This is a genomic window from Actinomadura sp. WMMB 499 (assembly GCF_008824145.1).
In the GTDB taxonomy this organism is placed as follows: domain Bacteria; phylum Actinomycetota; class Actinomycetes; order Streptosporangiales; family Streptosporangiaceae; genus Spirillospora.
The window spans coordinates 7,502,066-7,526,390 of the sequence record NZ_CP044407.1 but is presented as its reverse complement, the minus strand read 5'-3'; the positions used below and the strand labels follow the sequence as shown (position 1 = coordinate 7,526,390).

General features: G+C 66.8%; 35 protein-coding genes and 1 pseudogene. 4 read left to right on the top strand and 32 right to left on the bottom strand.

All coding sequences use genetic code 11. The features are described from left to right. Positions 1-20: 20 nt before the first annotated feature. The 23 genes and pseudogenes from F7P10_RS33990 to F7P10_RS33900 form a co-directional block, all read right to left on the bottom strand. Positions 21-383 carry a hypothetical protein gene (locus tag F7P10_RS33990; RefSeq protein ID WP_151015816.1) on the bottom strand — a complete coding sequence of 121 codons (363 nt, stop codon included), beginning with the start codon at positions 381-383 and terminating at the stop codon, positions 21-23. Positions 384-533: 150 nt separating this feature from the next. Further along, positions 534-785 carry a hypothetical protein gene (locus tag F7P10_RS33985; protein ID WP_151015814.1) on the bottom strand — a complete coding sequence of 84 codons (252 nt, stop codon included), beginning with the start codon at positions 783-785 and terminating at the stop codon, positions 534-536. After that, a complete protein-coding gene (locus F7P10_RS33980) occupies positions 785-1,072 on the bottom strand; it encodes a hypothetical protein (RefSeq protein WP_151015812.1) in 288 nt (95 codons plus the stop codon). The genes F7P10_RS33985 and F7P10_RS33980 overlap by 1 nt, the downstream gene beginning before the upstream one ends. 305 nt (positions 1,073-1,377) lie before the next feature. Then, positions 1,378-1,560 (bottom strand): hypothetical protein, encoded by a 183-nt coding sequence (locus F7P10_RS33975; protein WP_151015810.1) that lies wholly within the window; start codon positions 1,558-1,560, stop codon positions 1,378-1,380. An 81-nt stretch (positions 1,561-1,641) separates the two neighbouring features. Continuing rightward, positions 1,642-1,848, bottom strand: a complete 207-nt coding sequence (locus F7P10_RS33970; protein ID WP_151015808.1) for a hypothetical protein — start codon at positions 1,846-1,848, stop codon at positions 1,642-1,644. Beyond that, on the bottom strand, positions 1,838-1,981 hold the full coding sequence (locus tag F7P10_RS42860; protein ID WP_176611764.1) for a hypothetical protein: 144 nt from the start codon (positions 1,979-1,981) through the stop codon (positions 1,838-1,840). The genes F7P10_RS33970 and F7P10_RS42860 overlap by 11 nt, the downstream gene beginning before the upstream one ends. Positions 1,982-2,048: 67 nt before the next feature. After that, positions 2,049-2,225, bottom strand: a complete 177-nt coding sequence (locus F7P10_RS42855) for a hypothetical protein (protein ID WP_176611763.1) — start codon at positions 2,223-2,225, stop codon at positions 2,049-2,051. Then, complete coding sequence (locus F7P10_RS33965; RefSeq protein ID WP_151015806.1) at positions 2,225-2,656, bottom strand: hypothetical protein; 432 nt, start codon at positions 2,654-2,656, stop codon at positions 2,225-2,227. Before F7P10_RS33965 ends, F7P10_RS42855 begins: the two co-directional genes overlap by 1 nt. Before the next feature lie 89 nt (positions 2,657-2,745). Then, on the bottom strand, positions 2,746-3,045 hold the full coding sequence (locus F7P10_RS33960; RefSeq protein ID WP_151015804.1) for a hypothetical protein: 300 nt from the start codon (positions 3,043-3,045) through the stop codon (positions 2,746-2,748). Positions 3,046-3,116: 71 nt separating this feature from the next. Continuing rightward, a complete protein-coding gene (locus tag F7P10_RS33955) occupies positions 3,117-3,452 on the bottom strand; it encodes a hypothetical protein (protein ID WP_151015802.1) in 336 nt (111 codons plus the stop codon). 75 nt (positions 3,453-3,527) lie between these two features. After that, positions 3,528-3,875, bottom strand: coding sequence for a hypothetical protein (locus F7P10_RS33950; protein WP_151015800.1), 348 nt, complete (start codon positions 3,873-3,875; stop codon positions 3,528-3,530). Between the two features lie 77 nt (positions 3,876-3,952). After that, positions 3,953-4,285 (bottom strand): hypothetical protein, encoded by a 333-nt coding sequence (locus tag F7P10_RS33945; RefSeq protein WP_151015798.1) that lies wholly within the window; start codon positions 4,283-4,285, stop codon positions 3,953-3,955. 270 nt (positions 4,286-4,555) lie between these two features. Next, the gene (locus F7P10_RS33940) at positions 4,556-5,305 is read right to left on the bottom strand and encodes a hypothetical protein (protein ID WP_151015796.1); all 750 of its coding nucleotides are present in this window, start codon (positions 5,303-5,305) and stop codon (positions 4,556-4,558) included. Positions 5,306-5,399: 94 nt separating this feature from the next. Continuing rightward, positions 5,400-5,768, bottom strand: a complete 369-nt coding sequence (locus F7P10_RS33935; protein WP_151015794.1) for a hypothetical protein — start codon at positions 5,766-5,768, stop codon at positions 5,400-5,402. 95 nt (positions 5,769-5,863) lie between these two features. After that, on the bottom strand, positions 5,864-6,121 hold the full coding sequence (locus F7P10_RS33930) for a hypothetical protein (protein ID WP_151015792.1): 258 nt from the start codon (positions 6,119-6,121) through the stop codon (positions 5,864-5,866). 10 nt (positions 6,122-6,131) lie between these two features. Beyond that, positions 6,132-6,350 carry a hypothetical protein gene (locus F7P10_RS33925; protein ID WP_151015790.1) on the bottom strand — a complete coding sequence of 73 codons (219 nt, stop codon included), beginning with the start codon at positions 6,348-6,350 and terminating at the stop codon, positions 6,132-6,134. A 4-nt stretch (positions 6,351-6,354) separates the two neighbouring features. Then, a complete protein-coding gene (locus F7P10_RS33920; protein ID WP_151015788.1) occupies positions 6,355-6,600 on the bottom strand; it encodes a hypothetical protein in 246 nt (81 codons plus the stop codon). Positions 6,601-6,683: 83 nt separating this feature from the next. Then, complete coding sequence (locus F7P10_RS42850) at positions 6,684-6,842, bottom strand: hypothetical protein (protein ID WP_176611762.1); 159 nt, start codon at positions 6,840-6,842, stop codon at positions 6,684-6,686. Next, entirely contained in the window at positions 6,839-7,183 is a 345-nt protein-coding gene (locus F7P10_RS33915; RefSeq protein WP_151015786.1) for a hypothetical protein, read from the bottom strand. Before F7P10_RS33915 ends, F7P10_RS42850 begins: the two co-directional genes overlap by 4 nt. Before the next feature lie 2,054 nt (positions 7,184-9,237). After that, entirely contained in the window at positions 9,238-9,783 is a 546-nt protein-coding gene (locus tag F7P10_RS33910) for a UTRA domain-containing protein (RefSeq protein ID WP_254716162.1), read from the bottom strand. A 57-nt stretch (positions 9,784-9,840) separates the two neighbouring features. Beyond that, positions 9,841-9,993 (bottom strand): annotated as a pseudogene (locus F7P10_RS45585) (GntR family transcriptional regulator); the annotation flags it as partial. Between the two features lie 87 nt (positions 9,994-10,080). After that, positions 10,081-10,827, bottom strand: coding sequence for a GntR family transcriptional regulator (locus F7P10_RS33905; RefSeq protein ID WP_151015782.1), 747 nt, complete (start codon positions 10,825-10,827; stop codon positions 10,081-10,083). 575 nt (positions 10,828-11,402) lie between these two features. Continuing rightward, on the bottom strand, positions 11,403-11,624 hold the full coding sequence (locus tag F7P10_RS33900) for a hypothetical protein (protein ID WP_151015780.1): 222 nt from the start codon (positions 11,622-11,624) through the stop codon (positions 11,403-11,405). Between the two features lie 366 nt (positions 11,625-11,990). Between F7P10_RS33900 and F7P10_RS33895 the strand changes: the two genes are divergently transcribed. From F7P10_RS33895 to dprA, 4 genes are all read left to right on the top strand, one after another. Beyond that, positions 11,991-12,428 (top strand): hypothetical protein, encoded by a 438-nt coding sequence (locus F7P10_RS33895; RefSeq protein WP_151015778.1) that lies wholly within the window; start codon positions 11,991-11,993, stop codon positions 12,426-12,428. A 68-nt stretch (positions 12,429-12,496) separates the two neighbouring features. Beyond that, positions 12,497-12,928 (top strand): hypothetical protein, encoded by a 432-nt coding sequence (locus F7P10_RS33890; protein WP_151015776.1) that lies wholly within the window; start codon positions 12,497-12,499, stop codon positions 12,926-12,928. 817 nt (positions 12,929-13,745) lie between these two features. Continuing rightward, a complete protein-coding gene (locus F7P10_RS33885) occupies positions 13,746-15,119 on the top strand; it encodes a YifB family Mg chelatase-like AAA ATPase (RefSeq protein ID WP_302851481.1) in 1,374 nt (457 codons plus the stop codon). Then, complete coding sequence (gene dprA / locus F7P10_RS33880) at positions 15,116-16,303, top strand: DNA-processing protein DprA (protein ID WP_151015772.1); 1,188 nt, start codon at positions 15,116-15,118, stop codon at positions 16,301-16,303. Before F7P10_RS33885 ends, dprA begins: the two co-directional genes overlap by 4 nt. Positions 16,304-16,383: 80 nt before the next feature. Here the strand turns inward: dprA and F7P10_RS33875 are convergent, their stop codons facing one another. From F7P10_RS33875 to ffh, 9 genes are all read right to left on the bottom strand, one after another. Next, on the bottom strand, positions 16,384-16,698 hold the full coding sequence (locus tag F7P10_RS33875; RefSeq protein WP_151015770.1) for a DUF2469 domain-containing protein: 315 nt from the start codon (positions 16,696-16,698) through the stop codon (positions 16,384-16,386). Further along, on the bottom strand, positions 16,695-17,408 hold the full coding sequence (locus F7P10_RS33870) for a ribonuclease HII (RefSeq protein ID WP_151015768.1): 714 nt from the start codon (positions 17,406-17,408) through the stop codon (positions 16,695-16,697). The genes F7P10_RS33875 and F7P10_RS33870 overlap by 4 nt, the downstream gene beginning before the upstream one ends. 87 nt (positions 17,409-17,495) lie before the next feature. Next, positions 17,496-18,368: a signal peptidase I gene (gene lepB, locus F7P10_RS33865; RefSeq protein WP_254716161.1), complete on the bottom strand. Its 873-nt coding sequence runs from the start codon at positions 18,366-18,368 to the stop codon at positions 17,496-17,498. Positions 18,369-18,530: 162 nt separating this feature from the next. Continuing rightward, positions 18,531-18,881: a 50S ribosomal protein L19 gene (gene rplS / locus F7P10_RS33860; protein ID WP_026405315.1), complete on the bottom strand. Its 351-nt coding sequence runs from the start codon at positions 18,879-18,881 to the stop codon at positions 18,531-18,533. A 117-nt stretch (positions 18,882-18,998) separates the two neighbouring features. Beyond that, positions 18,999-19,781 (bottom strand): tRNA (guanosine(37)-N1)-methyltransferase TrmD, encoded by a 783-nt coding sequence (gene trmD / locus F7P10_RS33855; RefSeq protein WP_151015764.1) that lies wholly within the window; start codon positions 19,779-19,781, stop codon positions 18,999-19,001. Next, positions 19,778-20,290, bottom strand: a complete 513-nt coding sequence (gene rimM, locus F7P10_RS33850) for a ribosome maturation factor RimM (protein ID WP_176611761.1) — start codon at positions 20,288-20,290, stop codon at positions 19,778-19,780. The genes trmD and rimM overlap by 4 nt, the downstream gene beginning before the upstream one ends. Positions 20,291-21,031: 741 nt before the next feature. Next, positions 21,032-21,274: an RNA-binding protein gene (locus tag F7P10_RS33845; RefSeq protein WP_026405312.1), complete on the bottom strand. Its 243-nt coding sequence runs from the start codon at positions 21,272-21,274 to the stop codon at positions 21,032-21,034. A gap of 1 nt (position 21,275) precedes the next feature. Further along, positions 21,276-21,707, bottom strand: a complete 432-nt coding sequence (gene rpsP / locus F7P10_RS33840; RefSeq protein WP_151015763.1) for a 30S ribosomal protein S16 — start codon at positions 21,705-21,707, stop codon at positions 21,276-21,278. A 190-nt stretch (positions 21,708-21,897) separates the two neighbouring features. Beyond that, positions 21,898-23,469, bottom strand: a complete 1,572-nt coding sequence (gene ffh / locus F7P10_RS33835; RefSeq protein WP_151015761.1) for a signal recognition particle protein — start codon at positions 23,467-23,469, stop codon at positions 21,898-21,900. Between the last annotated feature and the right edge of the window lie 856 nt (positions 23,470-24,325).

Genomic DNA, 24,325 nt, shown 5'->3' with positions numbered 1-24,325 from the left:
CCACTGAATGCGCCCGATCGCTACGAGATCGGGTAAATCCGATCCGCGAACGCCACGGCCTCACGCCACCGCCGCGAATTGTCCTGCTTGTCCTGCACCGCTCCGGCCCAGCACCGCTCGGCGCGCGTCGAGTTGATCCCCAGCACCCCCAGGACGGTCTGGATGAACTGGCCCTCGTGCTTGTCGGGGATGGGCGAGCCGAGGTTGGTGAACGCCTGCCCGAAGAGGCAGGCGGGCTTCGCTTCCGTCCCGTCCTCTCCCTCGGACTCGACGGCGTTGTAGGTGCACAGGCCGTCGTACGGGGCGGGATACTTGTAGTCCGGGTTCTCGTTCACGAGACGCCGGACCTCGTTCTCGATGTCCTTGAACGTGATGTCGGTCATTCGCTTTCCTCTCTCAGCAGTCGCAGCAGACGACGTGATCGGCCATTGGGCACAGGGAGAATCCGCAGTAGTCGCACGTACCGGGGCAGGTGTCACTGCCGCAGCATTCGTAGTCCTCGACCTCACCGGGGTTGAGGTCGTCATAGTCACTCAGAGCCACGCATCCTCGAACGCGTCCCCCTCCTCCAGCTCCCGCCCCTCCTTCTCCTTCTTTCGAACCGCATCAGCCAGATGGACGGAGCAGGTCTTGAGCGGCTTGTCGTCGCTGCCCTCCCCGTCCTCGTCCTGGTGGTCGTGCCCCACGCGGAAACCCACCGGTCCCGCGCCGGCCGGGAGAGGGTGGCCCCGGTAGCAGTGCTCGAACCTGCCGGGGAAGAAGCTCTTGACGATCGCGTTACCCATCAGTTCGCCCTCCCCGCGACCTGGAGCTTGGCGAGCGTCGTCCGCGCCTCCCCGACCGTGAACCACACGCCGCACGGCATCTCCTCTTCGGCCTTCTCCTCACCGAAGACGTTCTGGCTGCGCTCCAACGCAGCTTCGAAGTTGACGCCCCGGCGGTCGGCGAAGTGCTGAAGGTCCGCAAGGAGATCGGACAGCGCGATGAACTGGTCGCCCCCCACGTCACGCAGGTACGGGTAGACGGATTCGGCACCTCGGTCGGCGCGGTCCTCGTTGTTCAGAACCATCATTTCCCTTTCGTCCGATCCTGGATCTTCTTGAGGGCGTTCTTGTCCGTCTTCGGGACTCGCCTAATGGCTTCCGACTTGATGGCCTTCTGCACCTTTTTCTCGTCGGAATTACCCAATGGGCCCCTTCAGGTCGTTTCGATCGCAGACGTGCCAGCGCTTCCAGTACTTGGCTTCAAGCCAAGTGATGTTGTGGTTGCTGAACTTCCAGCACCGCTTGCACACGATGTGCCCGCTGTTGCCGAGACTGTTGAAATACCGGCATTGAGCGCAGTCCAGTGGCAGAACCCTCCGCTGGAACTTGAATCTCACTTCTGCCGCTCCTCGATCTCGGATACCCGAAGCCGACGAACGTAGAAGCCGCCCATGAACCCCGTCTCCTCGATCGCGGCGTCCACGGCCTCACCGAACGTTTCGCCGTACACCACCGCCAACTCTCTGTCGTTCCTGTCCTTCACGATCCATTGATCGGTGGGGGTGCTCTTGTCCACTGGTTCCCCTTTGCTCGGACTGCCCCGGCATGGAAAAGGCCCCGTTTACACGGGGCCTCAACCAAACCGATCACACTCAGATCAGGTCATCAGTTGCGAACGAACGGACTCCCCGTACTTTCTGGCCAGGTACGCGTCGTAGACGTCGTCCCAGAACTCACCGATGTCCTCGTAGAACGGGTCCACCACCCCGTAGACGTCGTAACACTTCTCCTCCGCTGACGTCGCCATGTCTTCCAGGAGGGTCAGCTCGCCCCACGTCAGCTTGTTGAACAGTTCAGAGGACACCCAGGTCCTCCAGGTCCTCGAAGGAAAGGTGCTCGATCGGCGTGGCCGTGATCTGGTTGTCGCTGTTGACCGTGAGCACCTGGACCTCCGAGCCGGAGGTGCGGGTGCGCGTGTAAACGTCGTCGTCGTACATGAACTGTCTCCTTGTGGGGATAGAAAAGGCCGCCCCGGTTGGGGCGGCCCTATATCGGTTGGTCAGGTCAGGCGGCGCAGACGTACTCGTACGCACGCTGCGACAGTTCCAATTGATTCTTCAGGAACACGGGGTCATCCCCGTCCTTCTCGGCGAGTCGGATGAGCCGTCGCAGTTCCCGGATCTCACGGTGCATGGTGATTCGCAGGGTCACCCAGACCTCCGGGTCGGAGATGTGATCCATCAGGCGGCCACCTCGAACTCCTGGCAGCCCTTGTGCGCCTTGGATGCTTTGTTGCCGGTCTTCGTGACGCAGTGCGCCACGCCACCGCACGGCCGGACGGCCGAGTTCTCGTCCCGCAGCGGGATCACGTTGCTTCCCGCGGCCGGCTGGATGTCGGGGGTTCCCGTGTCGAAGATGTCGGTGCCGTCGTCCTCCAGCTCCTCAGCGGGGAGGGAGTTGACGATCAGCCTGTGCAACTCGTTCCGCGCCTTCTCGGCGTCCCGCACCACCGTGAAGCCGTCCACCACGGCGTAGGCGTGCTTCGACTTCTGCTTGATGCGACGGGCCTGCTTCGGCGTGATCGGACGCAGCACCGATCCGGTGCGCTCAAACTCCTGGACCACGTAGTTGTCGGACCGGACGAGAGCGGGGAGACGGGTGGCGTTGGACATGGATCCTCCAAGGGTCGTGATGGATGGAAGAAAGTCCCTGTGGACTAGACAGGCCCCGGCCGTAGCCGGGGCCCATGTGGACGACAGGGTCAGTTGAGGCGGGACCGGACCAGGTGGCGCCAAATCCCCGTCAGCACGGTGTAGGTGTAATCGCCCGCCAGGTCACCGAGGTTGAAGCCGTGCTCGGCGGAGCCGTCCCCGTTCAGGCCCAGTTTCAAGAGCCCGTTACCCCAGTCCCCGAACAACTGGCCGATGACGCAGTCGTCCGTACGCATCATGTCCAGTCTGTAGAGGTTGACCTCCTTCTCCCAGCCGGGCCGCGCCTTGTCGAGCAGCTCAGCCCCGCGTTCCGCGCGCTTTCCCAGGTCGGTCGTGAACGTGAGCGCCATGTCTTCCTTTCTGCGGTCTCCTGCGGACAAGAAAGGGCCCGGAAAGCCGGGCCCCAACTAGACGGCAGGGATCACTCGGCGAAGTACGCGTCCGCGTAATTCACCGCTTCACCCCAGGGGGAGAAGGTGTCCTGCCGCGACTGGACCGCACTCACCCAGCACTTCTGGCCCTCGGTCGTCTCGACGCCCAGCTCGTCGAGGACCTTGGCGATTGGCTCGGCCTCCAGCGTGCCCGGAACCGGGCGTTCGAGCGCAATGAGCGCCTGCCCGAAGATGCACCCCGGCTGTTCCTCATCGGGGTTGTACTGGCACACCGTGTGCCCACCCGTCTCGTAGACGAACTCCGGGTTCTCGGCCGCCAACTCGCGCACCTTCTGCTCCACCTGGTCAAAGGTCAGTTTCGACATGTTGTTTCCTCTCTTTGAGCCCATGTGGACAAGACAACCCACGGCCTAAGCCGTGGGTCATGTTGAACACAGGGATCAGAAGGCCAAGCTGACCTCGGCAGTGTCGGCCTCACGGAGTTGGGTGATCAGCGTCCGCCACTCCTTGGTGAGCGCCTTGTACTCCTCGTCAAGCTGGTCGAGATCCTTGTTCACAGCGAAGAGGGGCACGTAGAACCCGGAGTCATGAGCCTCCGAAAGATCCATGTCCAGGGCCTTGAGCCCACCCCCGAACGTTTCGTAGAGCTGGCCGAGGATGCAGTCCGAGATGCTGTCCAGGTCGAGTGCGTCCGGGTCGATCACGTTCCACCACGGGTCCGACCGGGTGAACGAGAGAATCATGGCCCCTGCGTAGACGCGGGAACGAATGTCGATGATGTCGATCACGTGTGTCTCCCTTTGCTGGCCCACTGTGGACAATGGGGCACACGGAACAGGGTCCGTGTGCCCGATGCCGACAGGGATTAGGCCGCGATCCGAACCGTGTCCCGCTGGAGGTTGGAGATCAGGTTGACCCACCCCAGATCGAGGATCCGGTGCGCCGTCACCGCCATGTTGTTGTCCATCCCGAACGCCTCCGCGTTCACGTGGAACCCGAAGTTGTCCGCCTCCTCCGTGTCCAGCAGCATGAGCCGCAGACCCTTCTCACGGGAGCCGTAGAGCTGCCCCAGCACGGAGTTCGTGTCCGAGCTGGAGTCCAGGCGCTCCAGGTTGATGCGGTGCCACCACCCATCCCCCTGGCTCTCGGTCAGACGCAGCGCACCCGGAATGACACGGTCGTTGATCAGTTCCAGCATGTGTGTCTCCCTCTCGGTAGTCCCCTGTGGACTAATCAACCCCCGACCCGTTACAGGCCGGGGGCTCAATGGCTCACAGGGTGATTCAGGCAGCCATCGGCATCGGTTCACACACGGTGCCGTCACAGGCACCCCCGCATTCACCCGTGCAGTGCCAGGCGAGTGAGTCCGGTTCGTAGCAGTCGTCCCGCTCGCACCACTCACACAGCAGGAGCCCCGTGTAAACGGGGATGCCGCAGCAGGCGCATTCACGCATTCGAGGCCCTTTCGTCAGAAGAGGCGTGCCTGTCCCTTGCCTTCCAGCAGGGCGTAGATCTCCCGTAGGCGGGCCTCCCCCACGCCGTTCGCGATGTACTCCTTCTCGGCGTCCGTGAACGTGAACCAGTCGCTACAAATCTCGCAGTAGTAGTCGCCATCCCCGTCGTACTCCGGGTGCGACGTCTGGCGGGACAGCCACTCCACGTGCCCGCCGTCCTCCTCGGACATCTCACGGTGCTGGGCGTACTCGCACTCACACCCGTCCTCGGCGTAGCACTCACCCAACGCCGGGTGGTTGGCCTCCCACTCGCGACGGGAAAGATCCTCGTCGTCCAGGACCGGGGAGTCCTGGAGGGCCGACACGATCCGCTCGGCCTCACGCAACGCCAGGGCGTCATCGGCGCGCACCATGAGCGTGTGGATCACACCGCCCGGCCATGCGTCCATGCGGAAGTTGGTGCCGAACGCGGCAGCGTCCTCCAGCAGCTCCGCAGCCGTGTAGTAGTTCGAGTCCGCACGCGGGTCGTCCTCGCGGTCGTTGTGCGAGATGGGGAGCGGAACCCACATCTCGTCCTCGGCCGTGTATCCGCGGCGCTGTGTCCAGGGCGTACCGTCCATCTCGTTGGACAGGGACATCAGGTCGTCCACGAACGGCATCGCCTTGCGGATACGCTCGATCCGCTTGGAGCGGGAACCGGTCCCCTTGTGGGCCAGAGGCTTGCCCGGACCGGTGGTGAAGTAGTCGGCATACGCGAGACTCATTACAAGTCCTTTCGACGTGGCAGGATTCGCAGGAATGCCGCAGGGCACGGACCCAAGCCCGTGCCCCACTTCTCACTCCGACGACTCCTGAGGGTTAGAGCCGAATCTCCGCCCCGTTCAGCACGTCCCAGATGGCGAGCTGCTTCGCGATCTTGCCCAACTGAATGGCCACCGTCCGGGTGGCCACCCAGTAGGACAGGTCGAGGTAGACGTGCCCGCCGTCGATCCACGCGCCGTAGAAGAGGTCGTCGTACCTGTACGTGATGTTCTGCTTGTCACGCATGTACATCTCGACCTCGGTGCTGTTGAACTCGGCGAGCGGGATACGCCGCTCGTGGTTGGGGGCGGACACCATGAACCCGTCCATCGGCGCGGGCCGGTAGGCGTGCCAGGTGGCGCCGCCGTCGCGGATGATCTCGTTCGCCAGGTCGAACATGGGCGTGGCAATGGCGGTGACGGTCATAGGGACCCCATCCGGGAGAGATTGACTGACGGGCCATCGTCAGGTGCGCAATGTCAGCGCACGACGGGCGGGAATGAGCGCCCGTTTCGGCCTAGTCAGGAAGGAAGAAGAAAGCCCCCGCGTTCGAGCTGTTCCGCGATCAACTTCCCGGCGAGCGCCTCGTCTTCGGACCCGTCCAGGTAGGCGTCACGCGTCGCGAAGACGACGTCCACGGGGTTGGCACCCGTGACCGCTTCGATCGCGGTTGCGAGGCCCTCCATGAGCCCTTCTTCGTACGAGTCCTTGGCTCCACCCCGGTTGATCATGAACCCGAGCTGGCCGAGCAGAACTTCGAACTTGGATCGAGTGATCACGTGTCCCCTTTCAGAGGTACTGAACGGTGCCGTCCGCGTGGACCAGGAAGGAACGGCCCTCGCCGTTCCCCTGTATTTCCGCGTCCCAGTAGCAGGGACCGGGCGAGTCCTCCGTCACGCACGGCGGATAATCCACATGCGAACTGTCCGGGGTGAAGGTGCCGAGGACCGTGTAAACGGTCAGGCCGATGCCGATTCCGAGCAGAATCGCGGCGGTAACCCACTTCATGCCGTCACGCCTCCGGGTGGCAGAGGGCGAACGGGTTACCGCACTCGCACAAGGACGTGTGCGTGAGGTACTGCGGGTAGACCTGCCAGATCCCGGAGTCGAACTCGTTGTTGGCACCGATGAGGTCCACGTCCGCGACGGTTCCGTAATCCGGGTGTGTGTACAGCGGGCTCTCAATGAACCCGTAGTCACCCGTGTTGTCCGCGACGGCGTCGCCCACGTGCAGGTCGAACTTCTTCAGAGAAATCAAGTCTGTGTCCTTTCTTGAATCCCGTGTATCCACCACAGGGCCCCGAAGGGCCCCATGGAAGCCACACGCGATCTACTCGCTATCTACTCTTTGTCACCCGAACCATCGGACGAGTAGGCGCCCGCGAGTCGTGCGACGGTGCTCTTGTTGAGCCGGAGCGCCTTCTCCAGGTCCTCGCGCGTCTTACCCATACGCGCGGCCTCCTTCAGGAGCTTCTCCATGTCGATGCCCTTGATGTTCACTTGGCGGCCTCCATCTGTCGCACAACTCGGGCGTAGACCTCCGGGTGACGCTTGGCAAGCGTCGCCAGGCGCTTCTCATGCGCAGCCTTGTGCTGCACGGCACCCTTCCGGGCAGGCTGAAAGCCCTTGGGCTTGGAACTGCGCTTCTTCCGCTTGACCCGCTCCCCCGCCGTCGACTTCACCTCACCAACACCCGCACGGGTGCCACGGCCCTTAGCGTCACGGAAGTCGGCCGCACCCATGCCGTTGTTTCGGGTGTGGTGCTGGTCGAGCATCTTCCCCTTGGGGAAGTCCTTCTCAGGGTCCAGTTCCTCGGACCAAACATCCAGGTTGAACTTCACGTCTCTACTCGCTATCTACTCGTTGAGATTTGTGGCCATTGACCGGCCAAGTGATCGGCAGGGGAATCGAACCCCCGTCGAGCCAAAGGCCCGACTGCCCAGCATCCGATCGTCCGACGTTTCCCTGTCGAGCTACTCGCGGTCCGACTCCCTTTCGATCACGCCGGGCTGTATCCAGTGCGACGCATTGGGTTGCGCCAAACGTCAGTTCTCAGTACCGACTCACTGCCAGGGCTCTTGCTCTTGCCCTGCTATATCCCGGTTTCCCTAATCGGGCTACCATTCCGCTTTCGACCCGACCGTACTCAGTCGGTTCTACGGCACGCCGTTCGGAGGGGCCCGCTATCGCATTCGTGCGGGTTGACCGTCCGTTCGACGCCCGCCAGGTCCGGCTGCCTAGTCACCGTGCGACCTGCCAGTTCACACCTGGCGGTTTCGCCCGGCGAGCGCTCGCTCACCTGGTTCCGCGTGGCCCCGGAGGGCCGTACGGCTTGTTTCTTCTTCCACCCTAGCGGGTTATCCACTCGCTATCAACTCGCTGTTTCGGGCGGTCCACTGCCCTCCCGCATCGTGCGGAGAGTGGTCTAGCTTCCCGTCCGAGCGAGTCGGCCGCTTGCGGCGTCCCCGGTTCGGGCTTGTTTCCAATCTAGCTTCCGTTCCCGGTCGGTGTCAACTCGCTATCTACTCGCTTGCGATTCGGCAGCGGCACCGTTCCATACGGCCCGTTCTTGCCCGCTAGCGAGAGACTCGCGAGAGTCTCACCGCCCGTCCGGCCGATCCTGCTGGCCGAACAACTCCGAGCTAATCACGTCCCGCCTGGCTTTGTCAACTCGCTATCTACTCGCAGTCTGGGCTTTCTCGGCCTATGGCGGCACCCCGTCACAAGTGAAGTTGCCCGCGTTCTTGCGTTGCGGGAACTTCCCCGGCACCGCCCCCGCCTAGGGGCGGGTTTGGCATGGTCGGCGTCGGTTTAGCGACTCTCGCGAACAGTCACGCGACTTGCGTCGCGCCGTGCGATTCGTGATCAGCTCTTGAGTTGTGGCGACCGGCCCGGAGGTCGGTCTAGAAGCGGCGTCCCCGCCCTTCCCGCGCCGCCCGGTGGGGCGGTGCGTTCCGGGGTGGAACACTCCATAGCTAAGCAGGATCTCTACTCACTATCAACTCGCTGACACCCTCCCAGGGGGCGTTTCCGCAGGTCAGAGGCCGAAAAAAGTTTTTTGGGGCGCCTTCACGGGCGCCCACCGTGGGAAGGCCCTTCGCAGGGACGTTTTCGCAGGTCAGGGGCCACTTTGGGGCGACTTGGAGAGGCAACCCCACGCAACCCACTCCCCTACACATACGGTCCCACCTGCATAGACAGGGCATAGCAGCAGGTCACACTAGGTAGAGCACACTAGGTAGAGGACAAGGGCACAGTGAGTAGTAACAGCAGGTGAGCAAGCACAAAGAGGAGTGATGATGACAGAGAGTGAAATTCACTACTCACAGTGATAAAGACAGGCAGCAAGCCGTAAGAAAGATGAAAGCCCAGGTCAGATAGGGTGGGGGGGTACCCTCGTTTCTTACTTCGCGCGGGGGAGGGTAGTCTCCCCTCTCGCGGATTGTACGGATCTCAGGACTTGATCTTGGCCTGTTTTTCGGGTTGAAACCCATTTTCGACCTGGGGAAACACCTCAGGTCACAGAATGGCAAAGTTGAGGGTGTTCTAGGGGCCTCAAGGGGCCCCAGATGGGCCCCAGTTAGCGCCTGAGACGCTGTGAAGGCGTCTATAAAGTCCAGTGCCGGCTTCCTCTAAGAGGCTCTGAGACACGAAAAGAGGCCCTCCCGTGAAGGAGGGCCCCTGGGAGGCGGTTTTGAGGTCTAGCCACATCCATCAGGACGTGTAAACCGCCTGCTACGAGGCTACCTCAGCCTCGATGTGGCCTGAGGGTGCACGTCGGCCGGCTGAAGCCGGAGACCGGGTGCCACGGTTTCCCGTGGCAGACGACCGCCCGTGCGTCTCAAGGTTCTACCGAGCTGGGGGCGACAGTCAAGGAGCCGCCGAGTGTCGGACCTTAGTCGAGGTCGAACTCAAACTCGGCCACCAACGTCTGTGCCGGCGCCACCGTCACAGTCACTTCGACGACTCTGCCGTCCGCGGTGTACCCGATGTGCATGATCTCGGCGACGGATCGTTCCGGGCTGATGTCCAGGGCCTGGAACTCTGCCGGGGTTGGGGTTCGGCTCGCGGTGATCCGCTCTTTGGCCGTGGTTTGTGGGTAGCCGAGCGCCGCCAGGGCGCTTTTCACTCCCCCGACGAGGGTCGGGCTCGCCTCTTCGAGGGGCGAGTCCTTGACAATGTCGAGCGGGAACCAGCTCTCCCCCATCCGGTAGGGGGATCCGTTGACAAGAACCAGGCGCCGGCGGACGAGCGCCTGGTCCGTCTGGAGCAGCGCCGCGATGTCGGCCGGCGGTGCGGTCCGCTCGGTGGTGATCTTGTGGACAGGTGTTGCCCCGAGGGTCTTCAGTTGGGAGTCCAGGGCCCCGAGAGCGCTGTCTCGCTCTCGGAAGTCCCGGCTGTACCGCTTCGGGGTGTGAACGAGGGGGTCAGTCCAGGTCACTTCGGTACCTCTTCCTCGCTGAGGGCGCACAATACCCTCGGCGTAGAGCGCCTGCATTGCACGGTTTACGAGGCTTCGAGATGCCCCGTACCTTTCAGCGAGCTGAGGCTCCGGTGGAAGGGTGGATCCGGTGGGATATGCCCCTTCTAGGATGTCTTGCCGGATTTTGGAGGCAATCTCCCGGAACCCGAGCCGTTCTGAAGGCGGCATCGACACTACCTTTCGCCCTAGCTGAAGTCACCTAACTGTAAGTATATGAAAAGACCCCCTCCCGGAGGAGGGGGCCTTCTGCTGGTCCTACTTCATCGGCACTCGGTAGACGAACTCCCACAGATGGGTCGGTCCGACGTGGTGACAGACCTCCACGACCCTTCCCGTGGCGTCGTACGCCACGTGGAACATCTCGAAGACGGACTGGTCGCCGCGGATGTCGAACTTCTCGGCCTCTTCGGGTGTGGGGGTTCGGGACGGGGTCAGGAACTCGTCCGCATGGACCTGCTCGAACCCCAATTCGGCCATAGTGCTGACCATCCCGCCCGGAACCTGGACGAAGTCCTCCAGCATCGTCCCCCCGGCGATGTCCAGGGGGATGTAGCTGGGTGCGATCTGCACGAGCGTGTCATCGGCGTACATCTCGCGGTTCCGTACGACGACTTCCTCTCCACTCGGGGTTCCGAGGAACTCGGCGACACGGGCCGGCGGAGGAGTCCGGAAGATGTTCGTGTCCGACCTCGGCGTCATGCCGAGGCGGGAGACCTCCGCAGCGAAGGCGCCGCGGTTCTCGTTGCGCTTGGGGGTTGTGTACCTGTCTCGGGCGTCTCGGATGATTCGTGGCAGTGAGGTCACGATGGTTCCCTTTCCTTGCTCGGGACGCACGAGTCCCTCTCGTCTCAGCTCCGCCAGTGATCTGTTCACTGACGAGACACTGATTCCGTACTCTCTGGCCAGTTCGCTCTGTGATGGGAGCGTTTCGCCGTACTTGAACTCCTGATCCTGGATTTTCCGTCTGAGTACCGCCGCGAGGTCCCTCGCGCTCAGTCCCACCCTGCCCCTCCTTCAAAGGTTCAATGTTTCGCTCAGACATCCAATGTTTCGATCATTGATCCAAGGTCGTGACTGCCTCTGGACGATGAGTTAGCGTCAACTCATCGAACGTTTAACCAGTAGATCACAGTCTACCCGGAGGTGTCATGCAGTCCGGCGAAACCCCACGCTTCGACCGGGACACACCCCTGCCGGCCCCTGAGGAGCCGAAGGGGCGCTGGATGGTGCCGTACTGGTCCACCAACACCCAGAAGTGGGTGGTCTGCGTCCGGTACCAGGTGCCACCAAAGTTCAAGGAGCTGGGTGTCTTGGGCACTGTCACAGCGACGACCAAAGATGAGCTGAAGCAGCTCATGAAGGAGCAGGACGAGTTGGCGGCGAGTCATGGCCTGCTGCCCGCGTGGGCGCACCGGAACTCGGGCTGATGGGGTACATCCAGCTTCCGGAACTCGGCCAGATCGTGGCGGGCTTGCTCCTCTACGGAGCCGCTTGCGGAGCCTTCGGCGCCTTCATGACGTGGCTTCTGCTTCCTTCAGCTCGGCGTCACCGTGCCGCGCACAGAAGAAAGAAGGCGGTCAAGCACGCCCGTGGTTCTTCACCACCACCGAGCCGTCCCGCTGCGGGACCAACCTCGACGGATCCCCACCCGCCAGTTGCAGGGCCGCTTCTAGGGCGGCAGGGGCTACACGGTAGGTGGTGACCTCGTACTGCGGCGGCCTGCCCCGTCGCGGGGGTTTGTAGTCGTAGATCCGAAGCGTCTCGCCGACGATTCGAACCTTGTGCTGCAACTTCGGCATGCCTGTCCTTTATTGGCGTTCTGGACTGACCATACCCGCACACCTACTACCGCTGGCAAGGAAGACGTGCCTAAGAAGAGTGACCTCGAAGAGGCCCGAGACTACGAAAAGAAGCACGCCGGGCCTGGCCCGGACTGTAGGTCGAACGGTCCACACAACCCTGTAGAGGACAGCAACGGCAAGGTGAAGTGCTCGATCTGCGGGGACAGGTGGTGATCTTCCTCCGGGGGCTGCCGGAGGACCTGGCTCCTGACGAAGAAAGTAGGTGGTCTATCGGCATCTACCTATGCAGGGCGTGAAGCATAGGGGCCCCGGTTCTGGCTTCCCCTTGGCCGGGGCTCCACCCCTCAAGGTTCGGAGAAGCACATGACAGTCACTGTCCAAGCCCCGACCCGAAACCCGAGAGAGCTGATCAGCAGCGAGCTGTTCGGCCAGCTCACGAGCCGTCTGGCGAGCGAGCATGAGATCTCCAACGAGCACGCCGAACGGATCATGGAGCAGGCGCTCAGCTTCCTCCAGGCGTGCGCTGAGAACCCCGGTGTCCCCCTCGCGCCGCCCTTCGAGGTGGACTGGGGATGGCACATGTTCATCATCCACACCAAGGCGTACGCGGCCTTCTGCGACCGCGTCGCGGGCCGCTTCATGCACCACGAGCCGGCGGACGGCATGGAGGACGGCGGTGAGGCGATCCAGCGTACGGCCGCCGTCATGCGAGTGACCGGCCTGCCCGTGGACGAGGACATGTGGTCCCCGGCCGGCACCGGATGCACGAACACGTGCCACCAGGACTGCAACGTCCTCTGACCTGACACCTTCGACCGCAGGCCCCGTCTCCCCCGCAGACGGGGCCTGCTTCATGGGAGACTCCCCAGGTGACCATCACGATCCCGCCGTTCGACTACGAGAAGGCTGTCGAGACCCTGTCGGGTCGCTGGGAGGAGCTGGGGCTCCACTGGCACTGCTACACCTGGCGCGGCACGGGTGCCCAGTACGCCGATGACACGGCCCGGAGCCTGGACTCCTCGGATGTAGCCCCCATTGACGTGCGCGCTTGGCTGCGGAAGAACCAGAGGCTCGTCCGCGCTGCCCCCAAGAGCCCGGAAGAAGGTCTTGAGTGGCTCCAGGGGTTCTGGAACCCGATCATCGAGGAAGCGATGCATCGTGGGACTGAGGACTGGCCGTTCCGGTACCGGTCGGCTGTTAACAGCTTGAGCCACGGTACGGATCTGACTTGGAGCATGTGGGTTCGCGGGCCGTCCTTGGTGATAGTAGGCATCATCGGTACGGCAGAGCGCTGCCACTGAAGAAGGAAGAAAGTATCCAGACACAGCACAGCCCCCGGCCGTTGCCGGGGGCTATGTAGTCAGGCGGCCTGAGGGTCCTTGAACTCCGCTAGGACGTTCCGGGCCCAACGATCGGTCCTCCGGAACTTCGCGGCAAGTTCCACTGCTGAGGGAAGCTGATCTTCCGGAAGGCTCCCCAGGTGTTCCAGGGCTTCCGCCTTGGCTGAGGCGGTCCTCGGGTGCGTGTGCGACTTCCGGGGCCTGGTGGGCTTCCGGGGTTCCGGCTCGGGTTCCGGTTCCACTGCCGGGGGGACTTCCGGAAGTTCGATGGTGGCGACTTCCGGCTGCGGTTCCGCTCTTACTTTCGGTTCCGGCTGAGCGACTTCCGGCGCGGCCGACATCGACATGGCGATGTGAAGCATGAGGGCAGCCACGGCGTTGGGGACGCCGCTGACGATCAGCGTCACACCCATTGGGGCGTTGCCGGGGTGTAGGACGTGCCAGGTGCAGGACAGGCCGTAGCTCATTGCGATGGCCACCATGGCGGCCCGGCGGGCAGAGTTGCGGCCGGGGCCATCGGGGCTACAGAAGTAGACGAGAGTGCCCACCAGTTCGCACACGATGACCGCTACGGGGAGAAGCCAGGCAACGTAGGGGCTCCACCCGACTGCTTGCCCCAGGGCGCTCTGAGGCTCGTAGGCGAGCGCAGCCACGGCTGCGAGGGCGACTGGGGTACCTGCGTAGACGGACCAGCGAGCGGGCCGGCTGAGGGTGTTGGGGTGCTGCACTTGGTTCAGGTCTCCTGGAAGTGTGCTACCTTCAACATTGCTTCCAGTTGGTGTGGCCCAACCGGCACGTGACGGTGTCGCTGTTCCCGGCCAGCATGCCCAAGCGCGGCTCGAACTTCGATCTCAGCATCGCCGTCGCATTGCTCGCGGCCGCGGAGGTCGTCCCCGCCCGGTCGTGCGCGGGACTGGTGATGATCGGCGAACTGGGACTGGACGGCCGGATCCGCGCGGTGCAGGGTGTGCTGCCCGCCGTGCTCGCCGCCTCCCAGAGCGGCTGCCGCACCGTGGTCGTCCCGCACGCCAACGCGGCGGAGGCGCGGCTGGTACCGGACGTGGAGGTGGTCTCCGCGCACACTCTGCGCGGCCTCCTGTGCATCCTGCGCGACGAGCCGCCGCCGATCGAGGAGGCCGCGGACGAACCGCCGCTCGGCGGCAGGCTCACCGTCGGCCGCAAGGAGATCCCCTCCGACGTCGACCTGGCGGACGTCCGGGGACAGGCCGACGCCCGCCGCGCCCTGGAGATCAGCGCCGCCGGAGGGCACCATCTCTACTTCTCGGGACCACCGGGGTGCGGGAAGACCATGCTGGCGGAGCGGCTGCCGACACTTCTACCGCCACTGGAGCCGGAGTCCGCACTGGAGGTCACCACGATCCATTCCGTCGCGGGCACGCTTCCGCCGGGTCAGCCGCTGATCAGCCAGCCGCCGTTCTACGCACCGCACCACACCGCCAGCCGCGTCGCGATGGTCGGCGGCGGCTCCGGCCGGACGCTCCAGCCGGGCGCCGTCTCCCTGGCGCACCGGGGGATCCTCTTCCTGGACGAGGCGCCGGAGTTCCAGCACGGCACTCTGGACGCGCTCCGACAGCCCTTGGAGGAGGGCCGGGTCCGGATCTGCCGGGCGGAGGGCACCGCGACCTTCCCGGCCCGTTTCACGCTCGTCCTGGCGGCCAACCCGTGCCCGTGCGCGGCCGCGAAGCAGATCGACTGCTCCTGCGCCCCGGGGATCCGCCGCAAGTACGGGACCCGCATTTCCGGCCCGCTCCTGGACCGGATCGATCTGAAACTGGAACTGACCCCGGCCAGCCGTGCCGAACTCCGGTACGACCTGGAGTTCGCCGAGACGAGCAAGGTCGTCGCCGAACGGGTCCTCGACGCGCGCGAACGCTCGCTCAAGCGCCTGTCCGGAACTCCCTGGCGCGCCAACTCCGAGATTCCCGGACCGGAGCTGCGCCGCCGTTTCGTCCCGTCCGGCGAGGCGATGCGAAGCGCGGACGACGCGCTCCAGCGCGGCACGCTGAGCGCCCGGGGTCTCGACCGGCTCCTGCGGGTGGCCTGGACCATCGCCGACCTCGCGGGCCACGACGAACCCGAGGCCGACGACATCGGCGGCGCTCTCGGCCTCTGGACGGTGGGCCGCGTATGAACGCCGAACGGGCCGCGCGCGCCGCCCTCTCCGCCGTCGCCGAACCCGGCGACGCCTTCCTGAACCGGCTCATCGACCACTGCGGGGCCGGACGAGCCCTGGAATCGATCCGCACCGCCCGTCCGCCCGACGGCCTGAGCGTCACCGCGAAGGAGTCGGCACGCCTCGAACACTGGCGGATCCGCTTGATCGCGGCCGCCCCCGACGAGGACCTCACCGTGTGCGCCGAACTCGGCGGACGCCTGATCTGCCCGGGAGACCCCGAATGGCCCACCACCCTCGACGACCTCGGCGGCGAGCGCCCCTACGCGCTGTGGCTGCGCGGTCCGGCCGACCTGCGCAGGAGTTGCCTGCACTCGGTCGCGATCGTCGGCTCCCGTGCCGCCTCCTCCTATGGGGTGCACGTCGCAGCGGAGTTCGCGGCGGAGCTGGCCGACTCCGGCTGGACGGTGATCTCCGGGGGCGCCCTCGGGATCGATGCCGCCGCCCATCGCGGTTCCATGGCGGCGGAGGGCCCCACCGTCGCGGTCCTGGCGAACGGGTTCGACGTCCCGTACCCGGCGTCGAACGAGGGGCTGTTCGCCGAGATGGCCCGGCGCTCGGTCCTGGTCAGCGAGTCGCCGCCCGGCACCCATCCGCACCGGCTCCGGTTCCTGGTGCGCAACAGAGTGATCGCCGCACTGTCCCGCGGCACGGTGATCGTCGAGGCCGAGGCCCGCAGCGGCGCCCTGAACACGGCGTCGTGGGCCCGCAGGCTCAACCGCGTCGTGATGGCCGTCCCCGGTCAGGTCACCTCCCGGACGTCGGTCGGCGCTCACCGGCTCCTCCGCGAGGAGGGCACGGTCCTGGTCTCCCGGCACGAGGAGGTCATCGAGGCCGTCGGCCGCATCGGCGACGACCTGGCTCCGGCCCCGCGGACACCGGTCCTCCCCCGGGATCGGCTGGAGCCGGTGACACGGTCCGTCCTGGAGTCCTTCCCCGCCCGCGGCCCGGTCGGCCCGGCCCAGTTGGCAGCGAAGGCGGGGGTGCCCATGCCGGTGGTCAACGCCAAGCTGGGCATCCTGGCGGCGGGCGGCTTCGTCGAACGCGCCCACGCCGGGTGGCGCCTGACGCCGACCGCCAAGTCGTCGCCCCCGAACTCCCGAGCGTCCGACCCCGCCGAATCGGCACCTACCGACGCGTAGACCAGGGGCGCACCCGCGCGGCGAGGCTGGTCGGGGTCGACGGTCGAGGGACGGCGCGCCGCTGGACGGCGCCTACCGCGTTACTGGTCGGACGGCATCTCGAAGTCGCTCTTGGCGAGTTCCTCGACGTTGACGTCCTTGAACGTCACCACACGGACGTTCTTGACGAAGCGGGCGGGGCGGTACATGTCCCAGACCCAGGCGTCCTGCATGGTGACCTCGAAGAAGACCTCGCCGTTGTCGGTGCCGCGTACCTGCAGGTCGACCGAATTGGTGAGGTAGAAGCGGCGTTCCGTCTCTACGACGTAGGTGAACAGCCCGACGACGTCCCGGTACTCGCGATAGAGCTGCAACTCCATCTCGGTCTCGTACTTCTCGAGATCCTCGGCGCTCACGCTCGTGCCCCTTCCGTGCGGCCTTCGCCGGGGACCTCCCCCAAGGCCACCTCCCCATTGTTACGCACTGCCCGCCCAACGTTGACGTAGGAGAACCTGTGCTCCGGACAAGGTCCGTGCTCAAGGAGGGCCGCGCTGTGAGCGCGGGTCGCATAGCCCTTGTGGAGGTCGAAACCGTAGTTCGGATACCGCTCGTGCAGACGCACCATGATCCGGTCTCGGGTGACCTTGGCGATGATGGAGGCGGCGGCGACGCATGCGGCGACCTGATCGCCCTTGATCATCGAGAGGCCGGGCACGTCGAGCCCCGGCACGGGGAAACCGTCGCTCAGCACGTAGCCGGGGCGCTCGGGCAGGGCGGCGAGGGCGCGGCGCATCCCGGTGATGTTGCACCGGTGCAGGCCGATGCGGTCGATGTCGTGACACGGGATGACCACGGCGCTCCAGGCGAGGGCCCGGTGCGTGATCTCGTCGTACATCTCCTCCCTGCGAACGGGGGTGAGGAGTTTGGAGTCGGTCAGCCCGTCGATCGCCCCGCGGCGTCCGTCGCGCAGGATCACCGCGCCGACGACCAGCGGTCCGGCGCACGCTCCCCGCCCCGCCTCGTCGACACCGGCCACCGGAGTGAAGCCGGCGTGCGCGAGGGCTCGCTCGTAGGCGAGCAGCCCCGCGTCGCGGCGCGGCGTGAAGCGGAGTGGACGACCCTTCATGCTCCGCAGCGTACGTCTCCGGACACCTCTCCCGCCGCCCGAATGCCCCGTTCCGGGCATGTCCCTGATCACCTGGATGGATGCCGATCAGTGCGGAATGCGGCGGCGCCTCATGAGATAGGCGATGGGGAGCGTGCCGATGGCGCCCAGCGCGTAGGGCGTCGCGGGAAGGGCCGCGGCGGCCGCCTCGAGGGCGGGCTGCTCGAACGTGTCGGGAATCGGAAGGGTGTCGATGCGGTCGAGGGGCCAGACGATCACGAAGGCGCGGCCGATGACGTGGTCGATCGGGATGGTGCCGCCACCGGGGTCGGCCTGGTGGGAGCGGGAGTCGTAGGAGAGTTCCCGGTGGTCGCCCATCACCCACAGCTGGCCGGGCGCGACCGTGATGTCGAAGGGGTCGTTGGACGGCTTGTTCTGCTCGCCCGTGATCGGGTCGGTGTAAAGGTAGGACGCCTCGTCGATCGGGACACCGTTGACGGTGACGCGCCCCTGAGCGTCGCAGCACTTGACGCGGTCCCCGGGAATGCCGATGACCCGCTTGATGTAGTCCTTCTCGTTGGGGGCGAAGCCGAAGGCGGCGCCGACCCAGCGGAGGGCCTTCGAGACCGGGTTCGTGGGCTCCTGGACCTGCATCTCGGGATCCCAGGAGTCCAGGCCGTTGAAGACGATGATGTCACCGCGGGCGACGTCGCGGGTGTGGTAGACGATCTTGTTGACGAGGACCCGGTCGCCGACCTGGAGGGTGTTCTCCATGGAACCGGACGGAATGTAGAAGGCCTGGACGGCGAACGCCTTGATGACCAGGGCGAGGACGACCGCGATGACGACGAGGATCGGGAGTTCTTTCCAGAAGGAGCCCTGCTTTTTCTTCTTGCCGTCGCCGGCCTCGGATTCCTCCTCTTCTTCGGAGGTCACGGTCTGCTCTTCTTCGGGCACCGCGCCCTCGGCCTCGGATCGCACGTCTCTCCGATCGTCCTCATCGTTCATCGGATCAAAAGACTAGCGGCGCGGGGCCCGAGGACGCCCGTCACGGGCGTGTCGCCGAGAGCCGAGCCGAACATTTTCCCCGAAACGGGCAACGCCCCGGTACCGCGGGGGCCGGGGCGCTGCGGGGACACGGGCTCAGGACTCGCGCTTCTCCTTGATGCGCGCGGCCTTGCCGCGCAGGTTGCGCAGGTAGTAGAGCTTGGCGCGGCGGACGTCGCCGCGGGTGACGACCTCGATCTTGTCGATCGAGGGGCTGTTGATCGGGAACGTCCGCTCGACGCCGACGCTGTAGCTCACCTTGCGGACGGTGAAGGTCTCCCGGGCGCCGCCGCCCTGGCGCCGGATCACCACGCCCTGGAAGACCTGGATACGGCTCCGGTTGCCCTCCGTCACGCGGACGTGCACCTTCAGCGTGTCGCCCGGGCGGAAGTCCGGGACGTCGGCGCGCATCGCGGCCTTCTCGATCTCCTGGATCAGGGTGTGCATCGCAGCGGTTCCTCAAGGTCGAACGCGGACGTCGAGAGGCCCCGTGGGTCTTTCGTGGGGGCGTCGCGCCGCGGAAGCGGTCTTCATCGCCTGCGCGAGTGCAGGCGTACGGACGCTCTAGTCTGCCATACCTTCGGCGTCGACCGGAAAACCGGCGGCCCGGAGGACGTCCCGATCGTGCCTGTCGAGGTCCTCGGGGCCGAGGCGGGCGAGCAGCTCGGGTCGGACTCGGGCAGTGCGGCGCAGGGCCTCGTCCCTGCGCCACCGTGCGATCGCGCCGTGATGGCCCGAGAGCAGGACCTCCGGGACGGGATGGTCCCGCCATACGGGCGGCTTCGTGTAGACGGGGCCTTCCAGCAGGGATTCCATCGCGCCGGGGGCGAAGGAGTCGTCGGCGACCGAGTCGGCGTTGCCGAGGACGCCCGGCAGGAGCCGCGCGACGGCCTCCACCATGACCAGGACGGCGACCTCGCCGCCGGCGAGCACGAAGTCGCCGAGGCTGACCTCGTCGACGGGCATCCGGGCCGCGGCCTCCGCGGCGACGCGGGAGTCGATGCCCTCGTACCGTCCGCACGCGAACACCAGCCGGGGTTCGGCGGCGTACCGGGCCGCGAGCGCCTGGGTGAAGGGCCGTCCGCCGGGCGTGGGGATGACGAGCCGGGCCTGCACGCCGGGCGGTACGACGGCGTCCAGCGCCTCGCCCCACGGCTCGGGCTTCATCACCATGCCGGGGCCGCCGCCGTAGGGGGTGTCGTCCACGGTGCGGTGCCGGTCGTGCGTCCAGTCCCGCAGGTCGTGGACGTTGAGATCGAGCAGCCCGCCGCGCCGGGCCTTGCCCAGCAGGGAGAGGTCCAGGGGTGCGAAGTACTCGGGGAAGATCGTGACGATGTCGATGTTCATGATTCGTCGAGGAGGCCGGGAGGCGGATCGATGACGACGCGGCCCGCGGCCACGTCCACCTCGGGGACCAGCGCGGCCACGAACGGGACCAGCCGTTCCCCGCCGGGACCCCGTACGACCAGCAGGTCCTGGCCGTGGTGGAGCACGTCGGTGACGCGGCCGATGTCCGCGCCGTCGGTGGTGACGACGGCGAGGCCGATGAGCTCGCGGTCGTGGAATTCGTCGGGGTCGTCGGAGGGCCGGATGTCGTCGGGGTCGAGGACCAGCCAGGTGCCGCGCAACTCCTCGGCGGCGTCGCGGTCCGCGATCCCGGCGAACCGGACGAGCAGGCGTCCGGAATGCATGCGGGTGCGCTCGACGGTGAGGGGTCCGGCGGACGCCGGGTCGGTGGCGATCTCGGTGCCCGGTGCGAACCGGAGGTCGGGCTCGTCGGTGCGAACGTCGAGCGTCACCTCGCCGCGGATGCCGTGCGGCCGTCCCACTCTCCCGACGACGATCGGCTCGCTCACCGCGCCCACCTCGCAGGCCCGCCGCGTTCAGGCGTCCGTTCGGCGGTCGTTTCGCGACGTCCGCGAGACGGCACGGAACGCGCGCCCGCACGACGTTCGTTCCTCGCCGTGGAGCCGGGTACGCCGACGGCCGGGACAGACGGGCTTCGCAGCGTCCGCGGCCCCTCGGCGGCCGACGTCGCGGCGGCCGACCCCACGACCGACGGCCCCACGACCGACGGCTTCACAGTCGTCGGGTACGCAGCTGGCGGCTCTACAGCCGACAGGTACACGGCTGGCGGCTTCACGGCCAACGGCTCCACGGCTGGCGGCTCCACAGCCGTCGGGTACACGGCCGACGGCTCCACAGCCGACGGATACACAGCCCACCGCTCCACAGCCGACGGCTTCGCGGGTGGCGGCTCCACGGCCGTCGGGTACACGGCCCACCGGTCCGCGGCGGACGGCTCAGCAACCTGCCGCTTCACGGCTGAGGAGCTCAAGGGCGACGGCTCCACAGTCGGCCGCTCCGGGGCCGACGGCCTCGCGGGTGGAGCACAGGCGGGGCCCCGCACGGACGGGGCATGCGGCGGGCCGAGGTCGGCGAAGGGTTCGCCGGCGAGGACGGCAGGCGACCGGCCGAGATGGGCCGGACGGGAAGAGAGCGCTCGGAGACGCCCGCGGGCGGGGGGACGGCCGGGCAGGTCGTCCCCCCGCACGGACACGGCGTGGCGCCGTGCGGCGGAGCTGAGGTTCACGCTGTCAGCGGACCTCGTTGACGTCGAGCAGGTCCACGCGCACGTAGCGGCCCCCGGAGAGGGCGCTGATCACGGTGCGCAGGGCCTTGGCGGTGCGGCCGCCGCGGCCGATGACCTTGCCGAGGTCCTCGGGGTGCACGCGCACCTCGAGGACCCGGCCGCCCCTGATCCGGCGGGCGCGCACTCCGACGTCGTCGGGGTGCTCGACGATCCCGCGGACCAGGTGCTCGAGCGCTTCTTCGAGCACGTCAGCCCTCGCTCTTGACTTCGGTTTCGGCCTTCTTCGGCTCGGCCTTCTTCTTGGTGCGGGTGGCGGTGGCCTCGCCGGCGTCGTCGCCGAGGGCCTCCTTGACCGCGGCCTCGAAGACGGCCTTGCGGTCGGGCCTCGGCTCGGCGACCTTGAGGGTGCCCTCGGCGCCCGGCTCGCCCTTGAACTTCTGCCAGTCACCGGTGATCTTCAGCAGGTTCAGCACGGCCTCGGTCGGCTGGGCGCCGACGCCGAGCCAGTACTGCGCGCGCTCGGAGTCGATCTGGATGAGCGACGGCTCCTGCTTGGGCTGGTAGAGGCCGATCTCCTCGATGGCCCGCCCGTCCCGCTTGGTGCGGGCGTCGGCGACGACGACCCGGTACTGCGGGTTCCGGATCTTCCCCAGACGCTTGAGCTTGATCTTGACTGCCACGGGTGTGGTGTACTCCAGACTTCATTACAGGGTGGGCATGCCGTGCCAGGTGGGGAACACCGGCGTTCGGCCAGCCCGAGGACTCCGGCCGCGCAGGACGAGAGAGGGCGCCTCGCGGCTACGGGGTTTCCAGCCCGTCATTCTGCCAGACGGAGGCGGGAAAAGCGCAATCGTGCGGTGACGCCGCGCGTTACTTCTTCTTGCGGCCCTGCAGCTTGTCGAGGTCGGGCATCTGGAAGCCGGGCGGCAACTGCCCGCCGAGCCCCGGAGGCAGCTGACCGCCGAGGCCGGGCGGAAGCCCCTGGGGCGCACCGTCGGCGTGCTCCTTGGGCTGCTGCTTGCCCTGGGCCGCCCGCTTGCGGGGGTCGCCGCTGCGCTGCTTGCCCTTCTTGTTCTTCGCCTTCGCGGCCTTCGTCGCCTTGCGCTTGCCTCCGCCGGGCATACCCGGCATTCCGGGGATGCCGCCCGCCATCTGCCGCATCATCTTCTGCGCGTCGAAGAAGCGCGTGACGAGACTGCTGACCTCACCGACGCCGACACCGGACCCCTTGGCGATGCGGGCGCGGCGCGAGCCATTGATGATCTTGGGCTGGGAGCGTTCCTGCGGGGTCATCGAGCGGATGATCGCGGCGATCCGGTCCAGGTCGCGGTCGTCGATCTGGCTGATCTGATCGCGGACCTGGCCCATGCCCGGCATCATCCCGAGCAGGTTTCCGATCGGGCCGAGCTTGCGGATCATCATCATCTGCTCGAGGAAGTCCTCGAGGGTGAAGTCCTCGCCGGAGGCGAACTTGGCCGACATCTTCTCGGCCTGCGCCTCGTCGAAGGTGCGCTCGGCCTGCTCGATCAGGGTGAGGATGTCGCCCATGTCGAGGATGCGCCCGGCCATCCGGTCCGGGTGGAAGACGCTGAAGTCCTCGAGCTTCTCACCGGTCGAGGCGAACATGATCGGCCGGCCGGTGATGTGCCGGACCGAGAGGGCCGCACCACCGCGCGCGTCGCCGTCGAGCTTGGTCAGGACGACGCCGTCGAAGCCGACCCCGTCCATGAACGCCTGGGCGGTGTTCACCGCGTCCTGGCCGACCATGGCGTCGACCACGAACAGGACGTCGTCCGGCTGCACGGCGTCGCGGATGTCGATGGCCTGCTGCATCATCTCGGCGTCGATGCCGAGACGGCCCGCGGTGTCGATGACGACGATGCTGTGCTGCGCGCGCCGGGCCTGCTCGATGGAGCGGCGGGCGACGTCCACGGGGTCGCCGACGCCGCTGCCGGGTTCGGGCGCGAACACCGGGACCCCGGCGCGCTCGCCGACGACCTGGAGCTGCTGGACGGCGTTGGGCCGCTGCAGGTCGGCCGCCACCAGCATCGGGGTCTGGCCCTCCTGCTTGAGCCAGCGGGCGAGCTTGCCGGCGAGGGTCGTCTTACCGGCGCCCTGCAGGCCCGCCAGCATGACGACGGTCGGCGGGTTCTTGGCCAGCCGCAGCTCGCGCGTCTCGCCGCCGAGGATCTCGATGAGCTCCTCGTTGACGATCTTGACGACCTGCTGGGCGGGGTTCAGCGCCTGGGAGACCTCCGAGCCCCGCGCCCGCTCCTTGACGCGCGCGATGAAGTCCTTGACCACGGGCAGCGCGACGTCGGCCTCGAGCAGCGCGACCCGGATCTCGCGGGCCGTGGCGTTGATGTCGGCCTCGGAGAGCCGGCCCTTGGTGCGCAGCGACGAGAAGACCGTCGTCAGCCGGTCGGAGAGCGTCTCGAACACGTGTCTGGACCGTCCTTGGAAAGCTACTGGGATCGTCTATCAGCGTATCGGCTCCCCGGCGGGTTCCCACCCGTGTCAAGCATCCGCTCGCAGAGTCGCCCCCACCCTTCCAGGTAACGATCTCCCGAGCATCCCTCTGCCGCGGGCCCGCCGGGTCTCAGCCGCGCACTCCCCCAGCGACTCGCCGATCTCTGTTCCACGTGTGCCGCCCGCGCTTGCGCGGCGTCCCCATCACCGCGCATGGGACTCGTGGCCCTCGGCGGTCCCGCTCGCCGCTGAGGCGCCGCTCCGGCGCACACGCGCTCGTCCAGCGGTGCCCCCAAGCCGCGCGCTGCCCTCACCTGCCTTCGAGTCCGCGTGGCCCCGCGTCCCCTCCGGCCTCCACGCTTGCCCCACCGGCATCGCGATTCCAATGAGACCGGTCCAGCGACCCGCCGGACCCGCACCCAGCGACAACCTCCCACGCTGCCCTCCCACGCCGCGCATTCCGCGGCACTCCGCTTCCCGCTCCAACGCACCCCGTGCCCGCATGAGACCCCTGCGCCCCGCCGGACCCGCACCCGGCGGCAGCCCCGCGCTGTCCTCACACCCGTGCACTCCGAAGCGCTCCAGTCCTCGCGCTGACACAACGCGCACGCACGGATCCCGAGCCTGGATCTGGCCCCAGCGACCCGCCGAACCCGTACCCAGCGGCAACCTCCCGCGCTGCCCTCCCACGCCGCATTCCGCAGCGCTCCAGTTCCCGCGCCCACTGAAACCCAGCGCCCCGCCGGGCCCGCACCCGGCGGCAGCCCCGCGCTGTCCTCACACCCGTGCACTCCGAAGCGCTCCAGTCCTCGCGCTGACACAACGCGCA